We start from the raw sequence: 18,264 nt of genomic DNA, 5'->3' as shown, positions 1-18,264 counted from the left end.
CGAAAGATATAGGAATTGTGAAAAACTGCATTCATCAGTGGTAGTTCCTGGTTAGATTGGGAACTTTTTCTCACTTAGACGATGTAAAGCGCCATGAACTTGTCTATCGGTGTCTGTTGGCTAGGTAATTATCCTTACATTTTGATCCTGTATTGTTATTGGTAAAATTTTTCTCTTTTATGGTTTTATGTAGATTTAAAAACCTATAATTTCCGCTTTTTACGTGACTTTGATCTTGAAATTAGACATTTGCTCACTGGCGCACGTGACCTGTGTCGATGTGGTCACGAAATATTCTGTTTAAATCTGGAACCATTCCGTTTGCTATTTATCGAAACTGCTGAGTACGTATGGGGCTCTTTGAACAGCGTACAGAAATAAAGTAAGTGTTTGTGATAATTATTAAAGGTGCAGGGGCAGTTGCACCCAGTTGAGTAAATAAAGACGGGGAAGGGAAGTGGGCTCCTTTCAATTTAGAGCATCCTGGCAGTGTATAAATATTTATGCCAAGAATGTCTGCTCTATTTATTAATGCCTTCCGTTATACGTTATTCACACAAGCTCTCGATCTCTATTTTTGCAAATAATACCTGGCAGTTTGGTATTTGCCTCATCGCGTAAAACTTTAAATAGAACCCTAAAAACGACAATTGGAGATTCTATGAGCCATATTTTTATTCGCACAGCCATAGCATCGGCGCTGATGCTGGGCACTCAAGGTTTGAGTGCGGCACAACCCGCCGACGACTACGTTGCGGGGCAGAGTTATTCCGGTGGCAGCCAGGTTTGCTACGGGGGAAACTTATATAAAGCTCAATGGTGGGCAACAGCTTCTCAAATCCCCTCGGATGCCCTGACAGCAGAAAACCGCTGGGACTCCCCTGGATTTTGGAGGAGTCAGGTGCGTGCGATACCAGTGGTGGCGATGACTCCAATTCTGGTGATGGTGATAACACCGATTCTGATGATGATACTGATACCGGAAATAACGGAGATACGGATTCTGGTAACAATGATGATACAGATTCCGGCAGCGGTGGTGGCACTGGTGGTTCCGATGATTCCGATACTTATATTTCCGGTCAAAACTATCGCAAAGGCGAAGAAGTTTGTTACGACGGCGACTTATTTGTTGCCCAGTGGTGGGCTAATGGTGACGACCACCCCACCGATGCATTAACGGCTGAAAATACCTGGGGTTCCCCTTGGCTTCTTAAGGAAGCGGATGGTTGCTCCAGTGATGGCGGCTCCGATGATGACACCGGCACCGGTGGCAATGATGGCGGCAGTGATAACGACAATAACGACAACAGTGACGATGGCAACGATAATTCTGACAGCACTCCCATTACGATCAGTGCCTCAGTGTCGCAGACACAAATTACCGGTGGTGGCACTGTAACACTTGATGCCAGTTCCTCCGGTGGCGACGGCAACTTATCTTACAGCTGGGCCCAATTATCCCCGGCCTCTCCTGAAGCAGATATTGCTTCTGCGACCAGCGCATCCACCACTGTTACCCTACCATCAAGCACTTTTGATGTGAGCTATGTCTTTAGCCTAATCGTCAGTGATGGTGACACTACTGAAGAAGCACAGATAACCGTGCAAAACCTCGCGGTGGACGATACCGATGAAGACGACGATGATGATAATACCGATGGTTCTGAAAGCTCAGTAACCGCAAATATCTCGGCCTCAAGTATCAATGTAGGCTGTAGTGGAACGGTTAATCTGGATGGCTCAGGCAGTACCGGCGGCAGCGATATCTCTTACATTTGGAGCCAAACCAGTGGCCCTGTTGTAAAGATGACCAACTATACCGGCAGCGCTACCTCAGTGACCCTGTCTGAGGTATATAGCGATGTAACCTACACCTTCCAGCTGACGGCCTCTGACTCCACTCAAGCCAGTGATGTGGACGAGGTCTCCATTAGCCAGGATGGCTGTGCCGCAGCCGATGGCTATGTGATGGGCATCAGCGAACTGGAAGCTGCGGAAGAGTCTATTACCAGTAGCGATTCCCTGCTTCAGGAAGTAAAGGATACAGTCGAAACCCGGGACAACGCCGTGGTTGAGGCAGTACAACCTGGCCGCAGTGCAAACCCTGAAAATGTCCTCCGCGTTGAGAGTATCCTGTCTGAAGAAGACTGGGATTACCTTTTCGCCCTCAGAGCGGAAGAGTACACCTACACCAATTTCCTCCGAGCCGTAGCCAAGTTCCCAGCTTTCTGTGGTGACTATACCGATGGCCGTGATGCCGAGGCGATCTGTCGCAAGTCGATGGCTGTCATGTTTGCACACTACGCCCAGGAAACCGGTGCCCACGCAACAGGCTGGGAAGTGCCGGAATGGCGCCAGGGCCTGTATTGGTTGCGGGAAATTGGCTGGACAGAAGATACTTCCGGTGGCTACGGCGCCTGTGATGCCAGCAGCAGCTGGGCAGCTGAAGCATGGCCCTGTGCGATCAATAGTGATGGTGGTTACAAGAGTTACTTCGGCCGCGGCGCTAAACAGCTGAGCTGGAACTATAACTACGGACCCTTCTCCCAGGCGATGTACGGTGATATTTACACCCTGCTGGAAGCACCGGAGTTGGTAGCGGATACCTGGTTGAACCTGGCAAGCTCCATCTTCTTCTTCGTCTATCCACAGCCACCCAAGCCAAGCATATTGCATGTAATCGATGGCACCTGGGAACCGAACAGTGTGGATCTGGCCAATAACCTGACTTCTGGATTCGGCGTTACCACCAATATTATTAATGGGGCGATAGAATGCAGTTCTGGTACTGAAGACTACCGCTCACAGTATCGTATCGAGTACTACCAGAGTACGGCGGAATACTTCGGTGTAGAAATTCCGGCAGATGAAGAACTCGGTTGTGCCAATATGGGGCAGTTCCAGACTGGTGGTGCAGCATCCCTGGATATTTACTGGGATAAAGATTGGGGGTGGTCTGCGGATACCCCAAATAATGAGAGCTACGCATGTCAGTTGGTGAATTACCAGACTGCCTACTCAGCACTGAATGAGGGCGACTATGCCAAGTGTGTTGAGGGCAACTTTGATATGACCATCGATTACCAAGATTAAAAACCAGGGGGCTGAATAGCCCCCACCCAAACCGTTTCAGTGACCTGGTTCTCCCCCGCAGCCAGGTCACTTTTTTATTAGTACCAGAGTTAATACTGCCCCTGTTTGAAGCCTCTCAGTGTTAAAACTATTGCATAACACTGACAAAGTTTGAGCTGCCTATTTGAACAGTAAAGGATGACTGGTCTACTCCGGTTTGTGATATTTCCTTATAGTGCCCATCGCCGATTTGTAACAATGTTAGTGTGTTACCTAAACCACTCTGAGCAATTACGGCTTCATTGGTTGTGCCAAATTGTGCTGTTGTCGCATCAAGGAGAGCGCCGTCCTGCTGGAGAGTGACTGAATTGCTAGAGCCGAACTGGGTAACTGTCAGATTTACATCAGCCCCCACCTGATCTGTAGCTGTTGAGTTTTGGTCTCCGGCTTGAATAATAATTGCGCTGCTAAGATCGGTATTCTGATCTGCTTCGACACTATTTGCCGAACCCGCCTGGGTTACAATTAAAGTACCATTCTCTGAAATATTCTGGTTGGTTGTGGCTGTATTCAGTGTGCCGACCTGAGCGATAAAAACAGTATTAAAATTGCTGATATCTTGTGTCGCTTCTGCTGAGTTTTCTGCGCCAGCCTGAACTATCAGGGCGTTATCTGCTGCGGCATCTATTTGATTGATTTGAGCATCATTATTTTCTCCAATCTGGCTAATGAAGGTAAAAGAATCGGTGACACTCAGTTGGTCAACCCTGGCCGTATTTTGAAGACCTATTTGCAGTAGGGCTGCGTTGGGGTTACCACTAGCAAGCTGGAGTATATTCCCAGTATTTAAGCTTCCGAATTGCTGTAAAGTACCAGATCCTGAATTTAGGTTTTCCTGGTAGATCTCAGCAGAGTTCTGCATACCTACCTGTGTAGCCAGTGAAAAAATTGCGTCAGCTACCACCTGCTGTGAATTGGCAGTGTTCGATGTGCCAAACTGGTTAACGGCGAGTATGCTGTCGGTAACAGTCCCTTGACCGGCATTAACGCTGTTACTGGCCCCTAGCTGTCGAGAATTTATCTCGCTGCTGGTCGTATTCTCCTGGGCCGTTTCACTATCATTGGCATCCCCAATTTGGAGTTGAATAATAGTACTAAGGAATGTACCGTCAATTTGTAAGGCGTCTGCACTATTATTGAAACCGATTTGGGTTTGAATAATTGTGCTGTTGTTAACATCTGTTTGAGCATTATTGGCTGTGGCAGTATTGCCAATTCCAATCTGATCCTGGATTACAAAATTATTGTCAGCAACTGCAGTACAGCTAATAGCTAATGCAAGGTGAGTTAGCGCTAAACTTGAGATTTTCATAAATACTCCTTAACTGCAAAATCTCTAATGAAGGCACTTCTGGAAGTTATTTGAAGTAGCTCCTTACATAAAAACATAAGGGTACTTGAAAAGGCTTGGTGTAGCCTTTATCCATTGGGAGGAAACTATTGGATAAAGGTCGCACTATTCCCGTCACCTAGTTGGGTAACACTAATTGTGTCATTAAAGCCGGTTTGAGTAACAGAAAGAAAATTACTGCTGCCATCCTGTGATAGGGTGGCGTTATTTTGCATACCACTCTGGGCTAGCTCAACAGTATTTAAATCGCCTGCCTGTAGGACTGACGCAGTTTCCATATCGCCATCTTGAGTGGAAATAATATCGTTCTCGTCACCATCTTGAATGATATCTAGGGAGCCACTAAAGGCTGTTTGGCTGGCTGAAACCATATTCATATTTCCAATTTGTTCAACAGAGGATGTATCCGATGAACCACTTTGTGTGACAGTAGCATCGTTTTGTGTACCGTCCTGGGAAATAATATTGGAGCTATTGTCAGTCGACGCCTGTAAGGCTGTAGCCATATTGGATGAGCCTGACTGATAAATTTCAATGTTGTCACTGGCTCCTGATTGTGTTGCCAAAGCCATATTATTGTCATCACTTTGGCTAATATAAATGTTACTTTCAAAAGCACTACTTTGTGTGGCAACCGCTGATTGATTATCCCCATATTGGTAGATGGATAATGTATTGTCTGCAGTATCAAAACTAGTAGCACTGGCAAAATTGGAGTCTCCGGACTGTACTACGATAGCACTATCGGAACTTGAGGTGTTTCTGTTAATTGAGGCATTGTTGAAATCACCAACCTGACTTATCAAGTCCGAATTGGTAAAGGAGTTAAGGTGAGATATCCCAGCAGCATTTTGTTGCCCGAATTGAATTGTGGTAGCGCTGTTACCAGAGCTTGCTGTGTTTTGCAATGTAGTTGAAATATTTAAGTCACCGGATTGGGTAATGACTACAACATTGCTGGAACTCGTGTCCTGAGTACTAGTAGCCAGGTTTTGATCGCCATACTGGCTGATTGAAATAGAATCAGAATCTGAGGAGGTTTGTTCAGAGCTGGCAAAGTTAGTGTCACCATTCTGGAGGATTTCACTGTTACCGTTTGAAGCGGTTTCCTGACTGGTTAAAACGATATTGTTATCCCCGACCTGGAGTGCTGATGCCGTAGTGCTGGTTGTGGCATCTTGTGTCGAGGTGACACTATTATTATCCCCCTGCTGTGTTTGATAAATGGCGCCGCTGACATTGCCATTAGTTTGACTGGCATCAGCGTCGTTGTTATCACCAATTTGTGTTTGCACAATAAGGTTATCAAATACGGTCGGATCACTTTGATCTGCTGTCGCGTTATTATCTGTACCCATCTGGTTCTGGATGACAGTATTTTCCGCATAGGAAATCCCGCTGATCATAAGGGATAAGGCCGTGGCTATAAGCGAATAGGTCTTCATTGGATAACTCCTTTACCAATTTGGACTTTGGGTGGTAAGCATATACTCTGCCTTTAACATCCATATAAAGGCATAGTACTTTCCGTGTTTCTACGAAAAAATATGTGCGGTCAATAATGATTGGAAATCTTAAGTGGAGGCTAATACATAAAAAATATCACTCTACTACACGATGATATGGTTTAAAGCCATAGGTTGGGTTGTTAGCCATTTGATTTATAGCGTCAGCTCAATCAAAGGCTACTTTAATTTTTGTCGATGAATTGGTATGTGGCTATGAGAATTTAGTTTGGCAAAGTTAGGAATAAAGTCGAGTTTGCGCCCTGATGATCACGTCAGCTCACCGGTCAACACATCTATCGAGACAACCTTGAAAGGGCTAAATTATTGCTGCTAGTTCGTGCTATTGTCACCACCTATTTGTAGTATGTCGGCACTGCTACTAACCCCAGTTTGGATCATGTGTATAAATTTATTGTTAACAACTGGAGAGAATTTGACAGTATTTTGTCTTCTACTCTGGGTTGGACTGAGCCCATTAAGGTTACCTATTTGGTGAGTGTAGAGATGAGTCTCTTCTCCACTCTGAGTGACGTTTACACTATTAATATATCCCTCCTTGAGTAGTTGCAGTTCGCTACTTGTGCCGCCTAAATTCACTGTTCCAATATTACTACTGCCGAGTTAATTAATAATGACCTCATTATTAGCTGTAGAGAAAAAACTAATATCGATAGTGTGCCTGGCCCCAGCTTGTATAATCTCTACTTTGTCATTATCATTGTGAGTTAGAAAAACTGGTTGTCCGCACCAACTTACTTGATATAGTCTATTGTAGAGTTTGTCGCGCTAATAAATACATAATTTTGATTGATATCACCGCTTTGGACAGAAATTGTATTATTATTAGAGCCACTGTTTAAATCTATTATTGTTGGTTTGTTATTAAGTTCTATCTGATGAACTTGCATTTCTCCATTGATAATATTATCTTGTGAACTGGTGTCTGAATTTTCTGTCCTTTTTTAATAGACAGAAATAGAAGCATTTTCAGAGTCGGTTTGAACACTTTAGGCGTTATTTTGATGGCCTAACTGGATATAGTTAAGATCGCTGTTCGTAATGGAGTCTTGTAGTGAACTTCCCTGGTTGCTATCGTCAATCTGGTAGTGAATACTAGTAATATCGCTTTGGTCAGTAGTGGCACTGTTAGCGCTACCCTGCTGATACAGTGATGTACTATTTGCTTCAGCCAAAGAATTTGTGGCAACAAATAAAGATAGAGCGACGTAAATACCAGCCTTGGTGTACATGATAACTCCTTTTTATGACCGAACATTAAGTAACAGTTTCCCGGAGTTAGTACTTCTATCATGAGTAAATTTTATATAAACAACCTAAGTTTTTCATAATTAAGCTGCATACATTAGCTGGCGAATAAAATCGTACTTTCCAAAGTTGGATCAGAGTATGGTGTTTAGGGTTAAATGCTAGTAATCATCAGAAAGTAATTGCGCCAGCTTAATTTTCTGTATTTAATCATTGCTATCGATATAGCTGCACTAGTTTCTTCAAAAGAATGACGTAGTTTTTTATACATTCGGACGTCAATTATTTTGGGCAATTTTTCTTATGGTGGAAGCTATTATTGCATCCAAACTTAGGGGACTCAGTATCTCTGTGCTGAGATGTATTCTTTATTCTGAACTGATAGGAGTTGGATGTGAAAATTAAGCAGTCTGTAGATAAGGTGGCACTATTAGCGATAATGGCTTTATCGGCGTCTTCATATTCATCAATTGCCTTGGCTGAAGTGGCTTGTGGCGATGTGATTACAACTGCAGAAGTGCTCACTGAGGACTTATCTTGTGATCTAACAACCGATGAACCTGATGCACTTACTATTGTCGGCCCAAGTGGCAGCTTAAATATGGGCGACTATTCCCTGACCTGTACTACAGGAGGAGACCTAGGTGGTGCAGGAATTCGAATGGAAGGTAATGGCGCCACCCTCACTGGAGGCGTTATTGATGGCTGTTTTGATGGAATTTTCTTAGAGGGAGAGGGGTATCACAAAGTACTTGGTACCGAAGTTGTTAATAGCGTTAATGATGGAATAGATATAGATAGTATTTACAATACTATAAATGACTGTGTTATTACTGATAGTGGTAGAGTCGGAGTCGATATGGATGATGACTACAATACTTTTTCTGGCTGTACCGTAACAGGTAGTGTTGCCGATGGAATCCAGGTGGATGATAGTTTTTCACGAGTTTTTAACAACACTTCAAGCAGAAATGGAGGGGCTGGTATTCTAATAGAAGGATCGTCAAATAATGTGATATCACAGAACACAACTACTGATAATGGCAACGGTGATAGCCAAGATGGTGGTATAGTTCTTATTTTTACTAATTCCAACTTCAATATTATTTCTGCGAACTCTTCTTTTGATAATGATCCTTTTGATCTGAGGGATACAGTTGACCCTGATTGCAGTGGTACTAATATTTGGGTAAACAATGAATATCTCACTAAAGATCCAGATTGTTTGGATTAACAAGTTTTTATTAGACAATTTCTTTTCCATGGCCTGTTAAATTTGGTGGTAACGTTTTGTGGAATTTTATAGCCCGATTTAATTAATTTTTTATAAAATTTATCAATCAGTAATCTATTAGGGGCTCGTATGTGAAATATATGAGCTTCCTTTATATAGCATAATATAAATATATCTATTATAGTGGAATGTGGTAGGGGTTTAATTAAAATAAAAATATCTCCAAGGTGAGTATCTTGTAAAGGGCTCTCAGGCGTGCATTTTTCACATTAAATGTTATTGTATGAATTCAATAATATTTGCATCTAAATGTTGATATGTTTCCATGTATAAGATTGTGATGTGGAAGATTAGTTGAGTATTTTAAATATTAGGCATTAATAGGATGTTGAGTTGGACAGCAGGTATGCGGTTAGTAAGCATGATCTAAATGTTAAATATATATTCCTAAGTTCACCACTTAAAATACGATGGATGTCTGATGGCGTGTATGTAGCCAGGTATTTGAAATTTTCAAGAGGGGACTTTTTTTGGAGAGTACTATGTGAGTGCAGCGATGCTGTAGTGTTTCGGTAATTTGGGGGGCGCAAACAAACCGAAGAGTGTGAGTAAGTGTGGGTGTAATTTTAAATTGCCTCTTTTTGTGGTATTACCACGATATTCAATGTGCTGATGGTTGGTTCTATAAGAAATAGTAGTTTTGGGGATGCACTGAGACGATAGATATGATAACAAAACAGAATAATATATATTCAATAATTGTATCAGTTCAGTGAATCCCCAATTTATGATCACTAAATATTTTTCTATGAAATTAAAGTGAGCTTGAAGCCAGGCATATTATTGCATTATGTTTCCGCTATTGTTGTCTCCAAACTGTGTCACGGTAGTTGAGGCAGATGGGTTCGCCTGCATGGCCTGTAGAAAATTATTATTTCCACTTTGTGAGAGTGTGGCCCAGCTACTCATACCTGTCTGGTTAAGATCGATTTCGTTGAGCGTACCATTTTGGTCTGTATCAGCAGAAATCAAATCACCATCCTGAAAAATAGAGAGGACATTTTGTGTACCTGTTTGCGTACTTAGAAGGCTATTTGATGATCCAGTTTGGCTAGCCAAGGCCATATTTTGTTCGCCATTTTGTGAAAGGGTTAATATTGATGAATCACTCATAATTTGGAAAGCAATTGCATCATTGGCAATGCCTATCTGAGTGACTTCTACAATACCGTTGCTACTGGAAAAATGGCCCATACCTCCAATGATATTTTGATCGCCGATTTGGGTTGCAGAGGCGATTACATTGGAACTTGAAAGTGCCTGCACACCACCTACTAAATTATCATTCCCTATTTGCTGGGAAAACGAGTGGCTTTGTGTACTGTCAAGTTGGCTTGAGCCCCCAAGGTTTGAGTTCCCGACCTGATTAGTAAAAGTACTACCAAAACTACTGTTTGAATTACTGCTCCCCCCAAGTTATCAGTGCCATTTTGAATAACAGTGCTTGTCATAAAGTCAGAATTGTCGAACTGTGAAATTCCACCGTTGTTAAGTGATCCAGTTTGTAAAACTACGGAGGTGGTGTTGTCTGTATTAAGGCTTGCAGATGCAGAACCAATATTTTCAGATCCATCCTGGCTAATAAATATGGAGTTGTTATTTGAATTATTGAAATGAGAAGCTGCTGCTTGGTTGTCAGTACCAACCTGAACAATATTTGTACTGTTTAAGCTGGAGTTAAAGTTTACGGTTTCAGCAAAATTGATTTCACCGGTTTGGGAGACAAAGTTGGTGTTATTGGAGTCACCAAGCATACTGGATGTAACTTCGTTAGTATTACCTACCTGTAAGGTTGTCAGCGTTGTGCCTGTACTATCCTCCTGGCTCGCGTTGGCTAAGTTTCCATCTCCAATCTGGGTCTGAATAATCACGCCATCACTGCTATTAATGATCTGTTCCGCCTCTGCTGTATTATTATCCCCATTCTGGGTTTGTACAATCAAATTATTGGTAACGGTGGGATCGCTTTGGTCTCCCATAGCCATATTGTTATTGCCGGTTTGGTTTACAATATATATATTACTAGCCTGTGCCGCAGCGCTGATACTAATTGCTAAAATGCATGGGATTGCTGGAATATACGAAGACATTCTCATTGATAAAACCTCGACTTCTCTAGTGTAGTCATTTTCCTAAAACAAAATTTTAAAAAGGCTTGTTACATATTTAAATTGAGTAGGTACAAGCTTAAATGAATATCATTAATGTCCATTTCTATCTGGAGCTGATAGCAGGTTGGCGCTATAGAGATCAATATTTGCTTGGGGAAGTTTCAGAGCTGCCAAAAGAAATTTTCCGAAACTGACTAATCGGCATTAATACTTAGCTATGCCTGTTATTGATCAAAGCTGAAAATGCTTAAGATTTCATCAAGTATGGACTAAAAATTTTGCGATTAATAAATGCATGCTTACTGTCTAATTCTCCTTTAAACCTCCTGAAATCTATTAATGCCGGGTAGAGCTATTTAATCTTCTACCCTACCTATATATGATTACTGCCTTTGGTTTCCCTGAGTATGTTGAAAGTTTGGTAAAAGTATTGATGAAGCATGAGTCTTTTCAATGAGAGATAAGTGTGTAACTGCTAGTAATAAAGTTTACTTCCAGTGAGTTAGGCCAACTGATATTTTTTGCACTATAATTTTTCTCTTCTAGAATGGATCAAAATTTATCTGGTTGTGAATAATTTTAAATCTAGATAGAGGTTGCAGTCCTAGCTTATGAAAGCTTTAGGCTAACCCTGTTGCCTTGATTTATCCAGGAAGATTATCCGGGGATAAACTTACACCCTTTTTTAACAGAAAAAATGACACCAAACAGAAGCATTTGGTATCATCGACTACATATAAAGAAATTCACGTCTTAAGTGGAGTAAATGATATGAGCATTTCTCCTAATGCATGTCCTTTATGAATGGTCATGTATTCCGCTACTTTGTGTACTTTGAGCTAATAGTGGGTGAGTTACTGCATGATATTACCACTATTGTTTTCGCCAAACTGCGTCACAGTGGATGAGGCAGATGGATTTGCCTGCATAGCCTGTAGAAAATTATTGTTACCATTTTGTGTAAGTGTGGCAACACTACTCATGCCGGTCTGATCAAGGTCAATTTCATTAAGTGTGCCACTCTGATTGGTATCGGCAGAAATTGAATCACCATCCTGAATAATAGAAAGTACGTTCTGTATTCCTGTTTGCACGCCAAGAAGGATGTTAGATATCCCTGTTTGCCCCGCCAGGGCCATATTTTGTTCACCATTTTGAAAAAGAGTTAATACTCCCAAGTCGCTCATAATTTGGAAGGCAATTGCTTCATTCGCAATACCTATTTGAGTGACCTCTACAGTACCATTACTACTAGAGGAATGGCCTGCGCCACCAACTATATTTTGGTCGCCTATTTGTGTGAAGGAGGCGCTAACATTATCGCTGGAGTTTATCGATATGCTACCTAAATTGTCAGTACCGGTTTGCTGGATAAATGTATGGCTCTGTGTGCTATCAATTTGGCTTGAACTTCCTAAATTTAAACTTCCCACTTGATTAGAAAAGGTACTGCCGAAGCTACTATTTAAATTACTGGCTCCCCCTAGATTATCATCGCCACTTTGAATGACCGTGCTCGTCATAAATTGAGAGCCACTAACTTGCCCAACTCCCCCATTGTTCAGCGATCCATCCTGTAAGATGACAATACTGTTGTTCTCCGCATCGAAACTTGCGCCTGGAGAACTCGTATTTTGAGATCCGCTTTGGTTTACCAATATGGAATTGTTACTTGAATTGAAGGCATGAGCAGTAAAAGTTTCATTGTCTGTTCCTATCTGTATAACATTGGTAATATTAGACATGGAATTAAAATTATTGGTAGAGGTGAAATTCAATTCACCACTTTGAAAAATGAAATTGGTGCTCGCGGTGTCATTTAACATAGAGGAATCAACTTCGTTATTGTTACCTATCTGTATGACTGAGTAGGTTGTGTTGGTGCTATTTTCCTGGCTCGCTATGGCTAAGTTTCCATCTCCAATCTGGGTATGACTGATCACTGAATTATTGCTATTTATGATTTGTTCCGCCTCAGCAGTATTGTTATCACCATTTTGGGTTTGCATAATTAGGTTGTTGGTAACGGTGGGGTCACTTTGATCCCCCATGGCGGTGTTATTGTTACCATTTTGATTGACTATGTAGGTGTTGCTCGCTTGTGCTAGCTGTATCACAGCAAGGGTGGATAATCCGGCAATTGTGGCTTTGAATTTCATTGTTGAATTCCTTTTCAAGTCAGGTTCTGGTTGAGATTTGGTTTAGTAAGTGACTTAGGTGTGAGTATCATCGTTGAGGCTGCTTACTTTACAGATTTCAGTACGTTTTCATTGGCAATGAAAGTTTGAAGTGCCAGAGTGCAGCCATTACAGTTGAGTCCGGTTACTAACAATTGTAGTGATGTAATCATTTCCCATGCTTAATTGAAGCTCTCCCTATGTAGAATTTCTGATTTGAACGGAAATTAATAAGCCCTATGAAGCTGCCTTCGTTGAGGGCCTATTATAGTATTGTCAATGTCACTGCTATCGAATATGGGAGTAAAGCACTGAAATTCTGGGAAGAAAATATTGAAAATGCAGATGTTAATAGTGAAAGGTGTATCCGTATAAATTTTGGATATCTTGATTCTGGGCCGTGATAAGTTTTGCAAGCAATATGTATCAATGAAGAAGGTTGTATTTATCTTCTAGATGTAAAGGCTGTCAAGAGAATTTATAGAGTAGAAGTATGAGTTGTTGTGTTAATGATCTGCTCCTGTTAATGCCCTTGATGAATTTCTAGCTTGCAGAAGTATAGATATTTCGAGAGAGTGGGCTAATCGCTGGATCAGCCCAAAATCTAATTTTACTGCAAAATAGTGCTGCTATTATTGTCACCGGTTTGTGAAACTGTAGCAATTGATGAAGTGTTCAGTTGCATCGAATCCAGCAAGTTACTATTGCCATTCTGGGAGAAAAAAGCGTCGTTATCCTGTCCCATTTGTATTGAGTTAATCGTGTTTAACATACCATCTTGATTTATATCGGCTATCAATAAATCGCCGTCCTGATCTAAATCTATTGTATTTTGATTGCCAGTTTGCTCTGCATCCACAGTATTGGTTGATCCTGTCTGGAAACTAGAGATAAAATTTTGGTCTCCAATCTGGTGGAGATTTACATCACTGTCGTTACTAAAAAAATGAAAACCGGTTGCCTCATTGCTAGCGCCAAGCTGAACTAGCATGGCGGAATCATTGACGCTATTAACTTGCACAAAACTTCCAGTGTTTTGATTGCCCATCTGAGTTATATTAATAAAGCCATTGGTGGTTGCGTCCTGAATAAGTGCACCAACAATATTATCATTGCCTATTTGATTACTAATACCTTGGCTAAGTGTGCTATCGGTATGCACTGGGGAGGATAAATTGGCGTTGCCAGACTGAATCATTGTCACGCTACCAGAAGTACTTCCTCCACTAAAGATATTTCCAAGATTATCGTCACCAGTTTGAATGATTGTGCTACTCATAAATTGTGATGAGTCTGTCTGTGAGGCGCCGACTGAATTGAAGTTACCTGTTTGCTGAATAGCTATAGATGTATTTGCTGCACTATTAAAACTGGCTACGCTGGCCGAATTTTGAATGCCGTTTTGGGTCACTGTAATGCTATTATTTGCTCCTCCTGAATTTTGGACGACCGAGCTGAAATTATCGGTTCCTTGCTGAAATACAATGCTGGTATTAAAGCTTGAAGTGTTATTGATTATATTAGTGGAATTTAATATCCCAAACTGTGAGATAATATTGCCATTAAAGTTGTCATTAATTTGGCTTGTGACAACTTCGTTGTTGTCCCCTACCTGCGTGGCGTTAACAGTACCATTGGTACTATTATCTTGAGTACTGAGTGTATTGTTTAAGTTACCTTGCTGACTATGAATAATGACCCCATTAGCATTGCTGTTGATTTGTTCTGCTTCAGCGGTATTATTGTCTCCAATTTGAGTCTGGGAAATTAAATTGTTGCTGATTGTTGGATCGCTCTGGTCGCCAATGGCGGTATTGCCTGCACCAACCTGATTAACGATATATGTATTGTTGGCATAGGCGCTAATACAAATGCTGAAGAGGGTTGGGATTAATAGTATATTCTTCATGATAATTCCATATTTAGATCGATTTAGGTTGCTATCAAGTAGCCGTGTAAAAAGTATGCCTACTTGAATAACTACTGCAGATATGTCGCACTGTTGTTATCTCCCAGCTGGGTGACACTAATGGTATCGCTAAAGCCGGTCTGCGTTACCATTAGGAAATTGCTATTGCCATCTTGGGATAATGTAGCAATATCTGACGATCCACTTTGAGTCAGATCTATTTCGTTGAGATTGCCGCTCTGGTTAAGCGTGGCTGAAATACTGTCACCATCTTGGAGGGAATTAATCAGGTTGTCCTCACCATCTTGTGAGGCGTAAAGATCGGCGTTTAAGTTGGTTTGCTCCGCATTTATAGTGTTTAATTCACTCATTTGAATTATCTCAGCCGAGTGGTTGGAACCGGTCTGTGTCAATTCCGCATCATTGCCATTACCAATTTGGCTGATGGAGTAGTTATTATCAGATACAGATTGCAGGTTAACAAAAATGTCATTGTTATCACCTTGCTGTAGGTTGGAGCCGACACTGTTATTGGCATTGTCATCTGAGGAGCTAAAGGAATTGTCATTTCCATATTGCTCAACTGTAGTAAATTGATCAGAACTTTGGCTTCGTACGGTAAATCCTACATTAAAATTTCCCACTTGTGTTACTTGAACTGTAGTGTTTGAGCTGCCGTCATCATCTCCTCCTCCACCGCTATTATCGTCACCCATTTGAAAAACACTGATACTGCTATTGAAGCTATCCGTTTGACCCGATGTGCCGACGTTTCTATCGCCAATAGAAACTACATTCAGAAATGCCGAATCCATATTAGTCTGTCCCGATGAACCAATATTATCGGTGCCAATCATGGTAAATTGCATCGAGCTATTGGTAGAGTCTCTTTGCAGTGAACTGCCAACACTACTTGTGCCGCTAATAGTGTAAATCATTGAAGTATTAGAAGTATTTTCCTGTAAGGAACTACCTATATTGTCTGTTCCCGTAATGGTAAAACTCATTAAGGTACTCGTTGTATTTTCCTGAATAGAGCCACTACCATTATTGGTTCCCGTCATGGTATATATCATGGTGGTATTGGAAGTAGCTTCTTGTCTTGATCCGCCAAAATTATCAGTACCAATAAAGGTTTTCTGCATTACACTGTTGCTGGTTGATATTTGGTCCGTCCCTGCGTTGTTATTGTCACCTATCAAAGTAATGACGGCTGAAGAACTGCTGCTTCCATCTTGCTCACTATCTGCGGAATTGTTGTTGCCCTGCTGGGTTTGGATAATGGTTCCATTGCTGGTGGCATTGAATTGTATTGCCTCGGCATCGTTATTGTCTCCAATCTGTGTCTGCGAGATTAGACTGTCAGTGGCACCAGTTTGGTCCCCCATGGCCATATTTCCGGTTCCCTCTTGATTGACAATATAAGTATTGTCACCGTATGCAATACCGGAAATGGCTAACGCTAAGGCAGTGATTGCAAAGGCTGATGTTTTCATAAATGATTCCTTTCATTTAATGAGTTATGGATGGCGTTAAGAGCGGTAGATCTCTTGCTTCTATAAAGGTAATTAACGCATGAAACTTCTGTAGCCCAGTTAAATTTTAATGAGCGCTAGGTAAGAAGTTTAAAGGCTCAAAATAGTGAGGGAAGTAGTGAGAATGCTTGCTTGCACTGATCCCAAGCCATTTTTTGGCATTAATGCTTGGAGATGCCGAGGCCATGTTCATTTTTGCTTCGGTTAAAGTAAAATATTTATTCCTGTTTTTTTACCTGTATTGGGTGATTTTACTATTCATTTAATTTGCTCCTGTTTGGTTTGTCGGTTGATCAACCTATGGTGAAGTGATGAATGATCCCTACTTACGGTATCGCTTTTAGTATTGTTAATAAATAAGATAATTGGTATGAGATAAAAGCACTGAGATACTAGTAAAAAAGTCTGATTTATATAGTAATTTCATTACAGATTTATATTTATGTTTGGTAGTGGATAGAATATGGATGGTAAGAAGAAGCCCATATATGAGTATATGGGCTTCCATTAACTAGTTATTGTGTAAAAGTGGCACTATTGTTGTCACCCAACTGGGTAACATTGATGCTATCGCTAAATCCGGTTTGGGTAACACTTAGAAAGTTGTTGTTACCGTCCTGAGATAGAGTGGCAGTGTCCTGTTGTCCACTTTGGGTGAGATCTATTTCATTCAGGGTGCCTGCCTGACTTAGTGTTGCCATTTCACTGTCCCCATCCTGCAGTGAATTGATCAGGTTGTCCTCACCGTTTTGTAGAGCGTACAGATCGTTATCAAAGCTTTGTTGATCTGCATTTATCTCATTTAAATCACTCATCTGAATGATCTCAGCAGTGTGACTTGATCCAGACTGGGTAAGAAATACCATATTTCCATCACCGATCTGTGATATGTAATAGGCGTTATCAGATACCGTCTGTAATAGGGCAAGACTAGTATTGCCATTTCCTTGCTGTAGGACCGTTCCAATACTATTGCTTGAGTCAATGGTTGCATTATCAAATAGGTTACCGTCTCCAAACTGCTCATACGTAGTGCTTTGACTAAAGCTATTAAAACGACCAAGTCCACCTATATTTGAGCTCCCAATTTGAGTAATTGTGGCTGTATTATTCGCACTGCCAATCTGCTCTCCAGCGGCCGCAAGATTACTATCCCCGGTTTGAAAGATCATTATCGTAGTGCTTGAGCTGACATTCTGGGTGGTGCTAACAAGATTATCGTCACCATAACTTTCAGCTACTAAAGTTGCGGAATCGGAGTCTTGTTGTACAGAGGAGCCAAGATTATCGTCACCTACAAAGGTAAAGCTCATTGAACTGTTGGAAACATTATTCTGAACTGAAAAGCCAAGATTGTCATTGCCTTCCATGATGTATATTAATGAGGTATCAGAAGTGGCATCCTGTGAGCCGCCTCCAGAATTATTATTCCCTGTTACATCCAATTGCATGAAGGAATTGCTGGTTGATGTTTGCGTGGGATCCATATCATTGCCGTCACCAAAGATAATGACCTCAATGATGGAGTCAGTGGTGGCATCTTGAGTGGCATCTGAAGTGTTATTATCCCCTTCTTGAAATTGAATAATAGTGCCGTTGGTATTGCCATTAGACTGGATGGCCTCAACATCATTATTATCCCCAATTTGAGTCTGTTCGATGAGGTTGTTAAATATAGAGGGATCACTTTGATCCCCTGAGGCTGTATTTCCCGTACCTTCTTGATAGAGAATATATTCATTGTCATCTGCATGAACCAGGCCACTTATGGCAAGGGATAGAGCGGTAACGGCTATAGGTAAGATCTTCACAAGTAACTCCTTTACTTCAACTCGCTATGGCGCTTTGATGGCGTCCACAGTACTTCCTGTACAACACAGGTGAAATCCATATCCAATCCCGTGTAATCGAACGTCGACCTACCATCCGTCGGGCATTGGAGGTTATTTGATCGGCCCTAAATGGTGAGAGAAGTAGT

11 protein-coding genes are annotated in these 18,264 nt (G+C 41.4%); 2 read left to right on the top strand and 9 right to left on the bottom strand.

Features of this window, described 5'->3' with window-relative positions:
- Window positions 1-888 precede the first annotated feature (888 nt).
- Window positions 889-3,096: a glycoside hydrolase family 19 protein gene (locus QT397_22410; protein ID WNZ55569.1), complete on the top strand. Its 2,208-nt coding sequence runs from the start codon at window positions 889-891 to the stop codon at window positions 3,094-3,096.
- Between the two features lie 127 nt (window positions 3,097-3,223).
- Here the strand turns inward: QT397_22410 and QT397_22405 are convergent, their stop codons facing one another.
- From QT397_22405 to QT397_22395, 3 genes are all read right to left on the bottom strand, one after another.
- Window positions 3,224-4,447 (bottom strand): hypothetical protein, encoded by a 1,224-nt coding sequence (locus QT397_22405; GenBank protein ID WNZ55568.1) that lies wholly within the window; start codon window positions 4,445-4,447, stop codon window positions 3,224-3,226.
- 125 nt (window positions 4,448-4,572) lie between these two features.
- Window positions 4,573-5,931 (bottom strand): hypothetical protein, encoded by a 1,359-nt coding sequence (locus QT397_22400; protein WNZ55567.1) that lies wholly within the window; start codon window positions 5,929-5,931, stop codon window positions 4,573-4,575.
- A gap of 1,070 nt (window positions 5,932-7,001) precedes the next feature.
- Window positions 7,002-7,244 (bottom strand): hypothetical protein, encoded by a 243-nt coding sequence (locus QT397_22395; GenBank protein WNZ55566.1) that lies wholly within the window; start codon window positions 7,242-7,244, stop codon window positions 7,002-7,004.
- A 410-nt stretch (window positions 7,245-7,654) separates the two neighbouring features.
- Between QT397_22395 and QT397_22390 the strand changes: the two genes are divergently transcribed.
- On the top strand, window positions 7,655-8,494 hold the full coding sequence (locus tag QT397_22390) for a right-handed parallel beta-helix repeat-containing protein (protein ID WNZ55565.1): 840 nt from the start codon (window positions 7,655-7,657) through the stop codon (window positions 8,492-8,494).
- Window positions 8,495-9,334: 840 nt separating this feature from the next.
- On the opposite strand, the gene QT397_22385 is transcribed toward QT397_22390, so the two are convergent.
- The 6 genes from QT397_22385 to QT397_22360 form a co-directional block, all read right to left on the bottom strand.
- Window positions 9,335-9,820, bottom strand: a complete 486-nt coding sequence (locus QT397_22385; GenBank protein WNZ55564.1) for a hypothetical protein — start codon at window positions 9,818-9,820, stop codon at window positions 9,335-9,337.
- A gap of 23 nt (window positions 9,821-9,843) precedes the next feature.
- Window positions 9,844-10,650, bottom strand: a complete 807-nt coding sequence (locus tag QT397_22380; protein WNZ55563.1) for a hypothetical protein — start codon at window positions 10,648-10,650, stop codon at window positions 9,844-9,846.
- 869 nt (window positions 10,651-11,519) lie between these two features.
- The gene (locus tag QT397_22375) at window positions 11,520-12,824 is read right to left on the bottom strand and encodes a hypothetical protein (protein WNZ55562.1); all 1,305 of its coding nucleotides are present in this window, start codon (window positions 12,822-12,824) and stop codon (window positions 11,520-11,522) included.
- A 628-nt stretch (window positions 12,825-13,452) separates the two neighbouring features.
- Window positions 13,453-14,751, bottom strand: coding sequence for a hypothetical protein (locus QT397_22370; GenBank protein ID WNZ55561.1), 1,299 nt, complete (start codon window positions 14,749-14,751; stop codon window positions 13,453-13,455).
- 71 nt (window positions 14,752-14,822) lie between these two features.
- The gene (locus tag QT397_22365; protein ID WNZ55560.1) at window positions 14,823-16,247 is read right to left on the bottom strand and encodes a hypothetical protein; all 1,425 of its coding nucleotides are present in this window, start codon (window positions 16,245-16,247) and stop codon (window positions 14,823-14,825) included.
- Window positions 16,248-16,801: 554 nt separating this feature from the next.
- Window positions 16,802-18,097 (bottom strand): hypothetical protein, encoded by a 1,296-nt coding sequence (locus QT397_22360; protein WNZ55559.1) that lies wholly within the window; start codon window positions 18,095-18,097, stop codon window positions 16,802-16,804.
- Window positions 18,098-18,264 lie beyond the last annotated feature (167 nt).

It is taken from the genome of Microbulbifer sp. MKSA007 (assembly GCA_032615215.1).
Taxonomy (GTDB): domain Bacteria; phylum Pseudomonadota; class Gammaproteobacteria; order Pseudomonadales; family Cellvibrionaceae; genus Microbulbifer.
The sequence above is the reverse complement of the archived record's forward strand: the minus strand, read 5'-3'. Positions and strand labels throughout refer to the sequence as shown.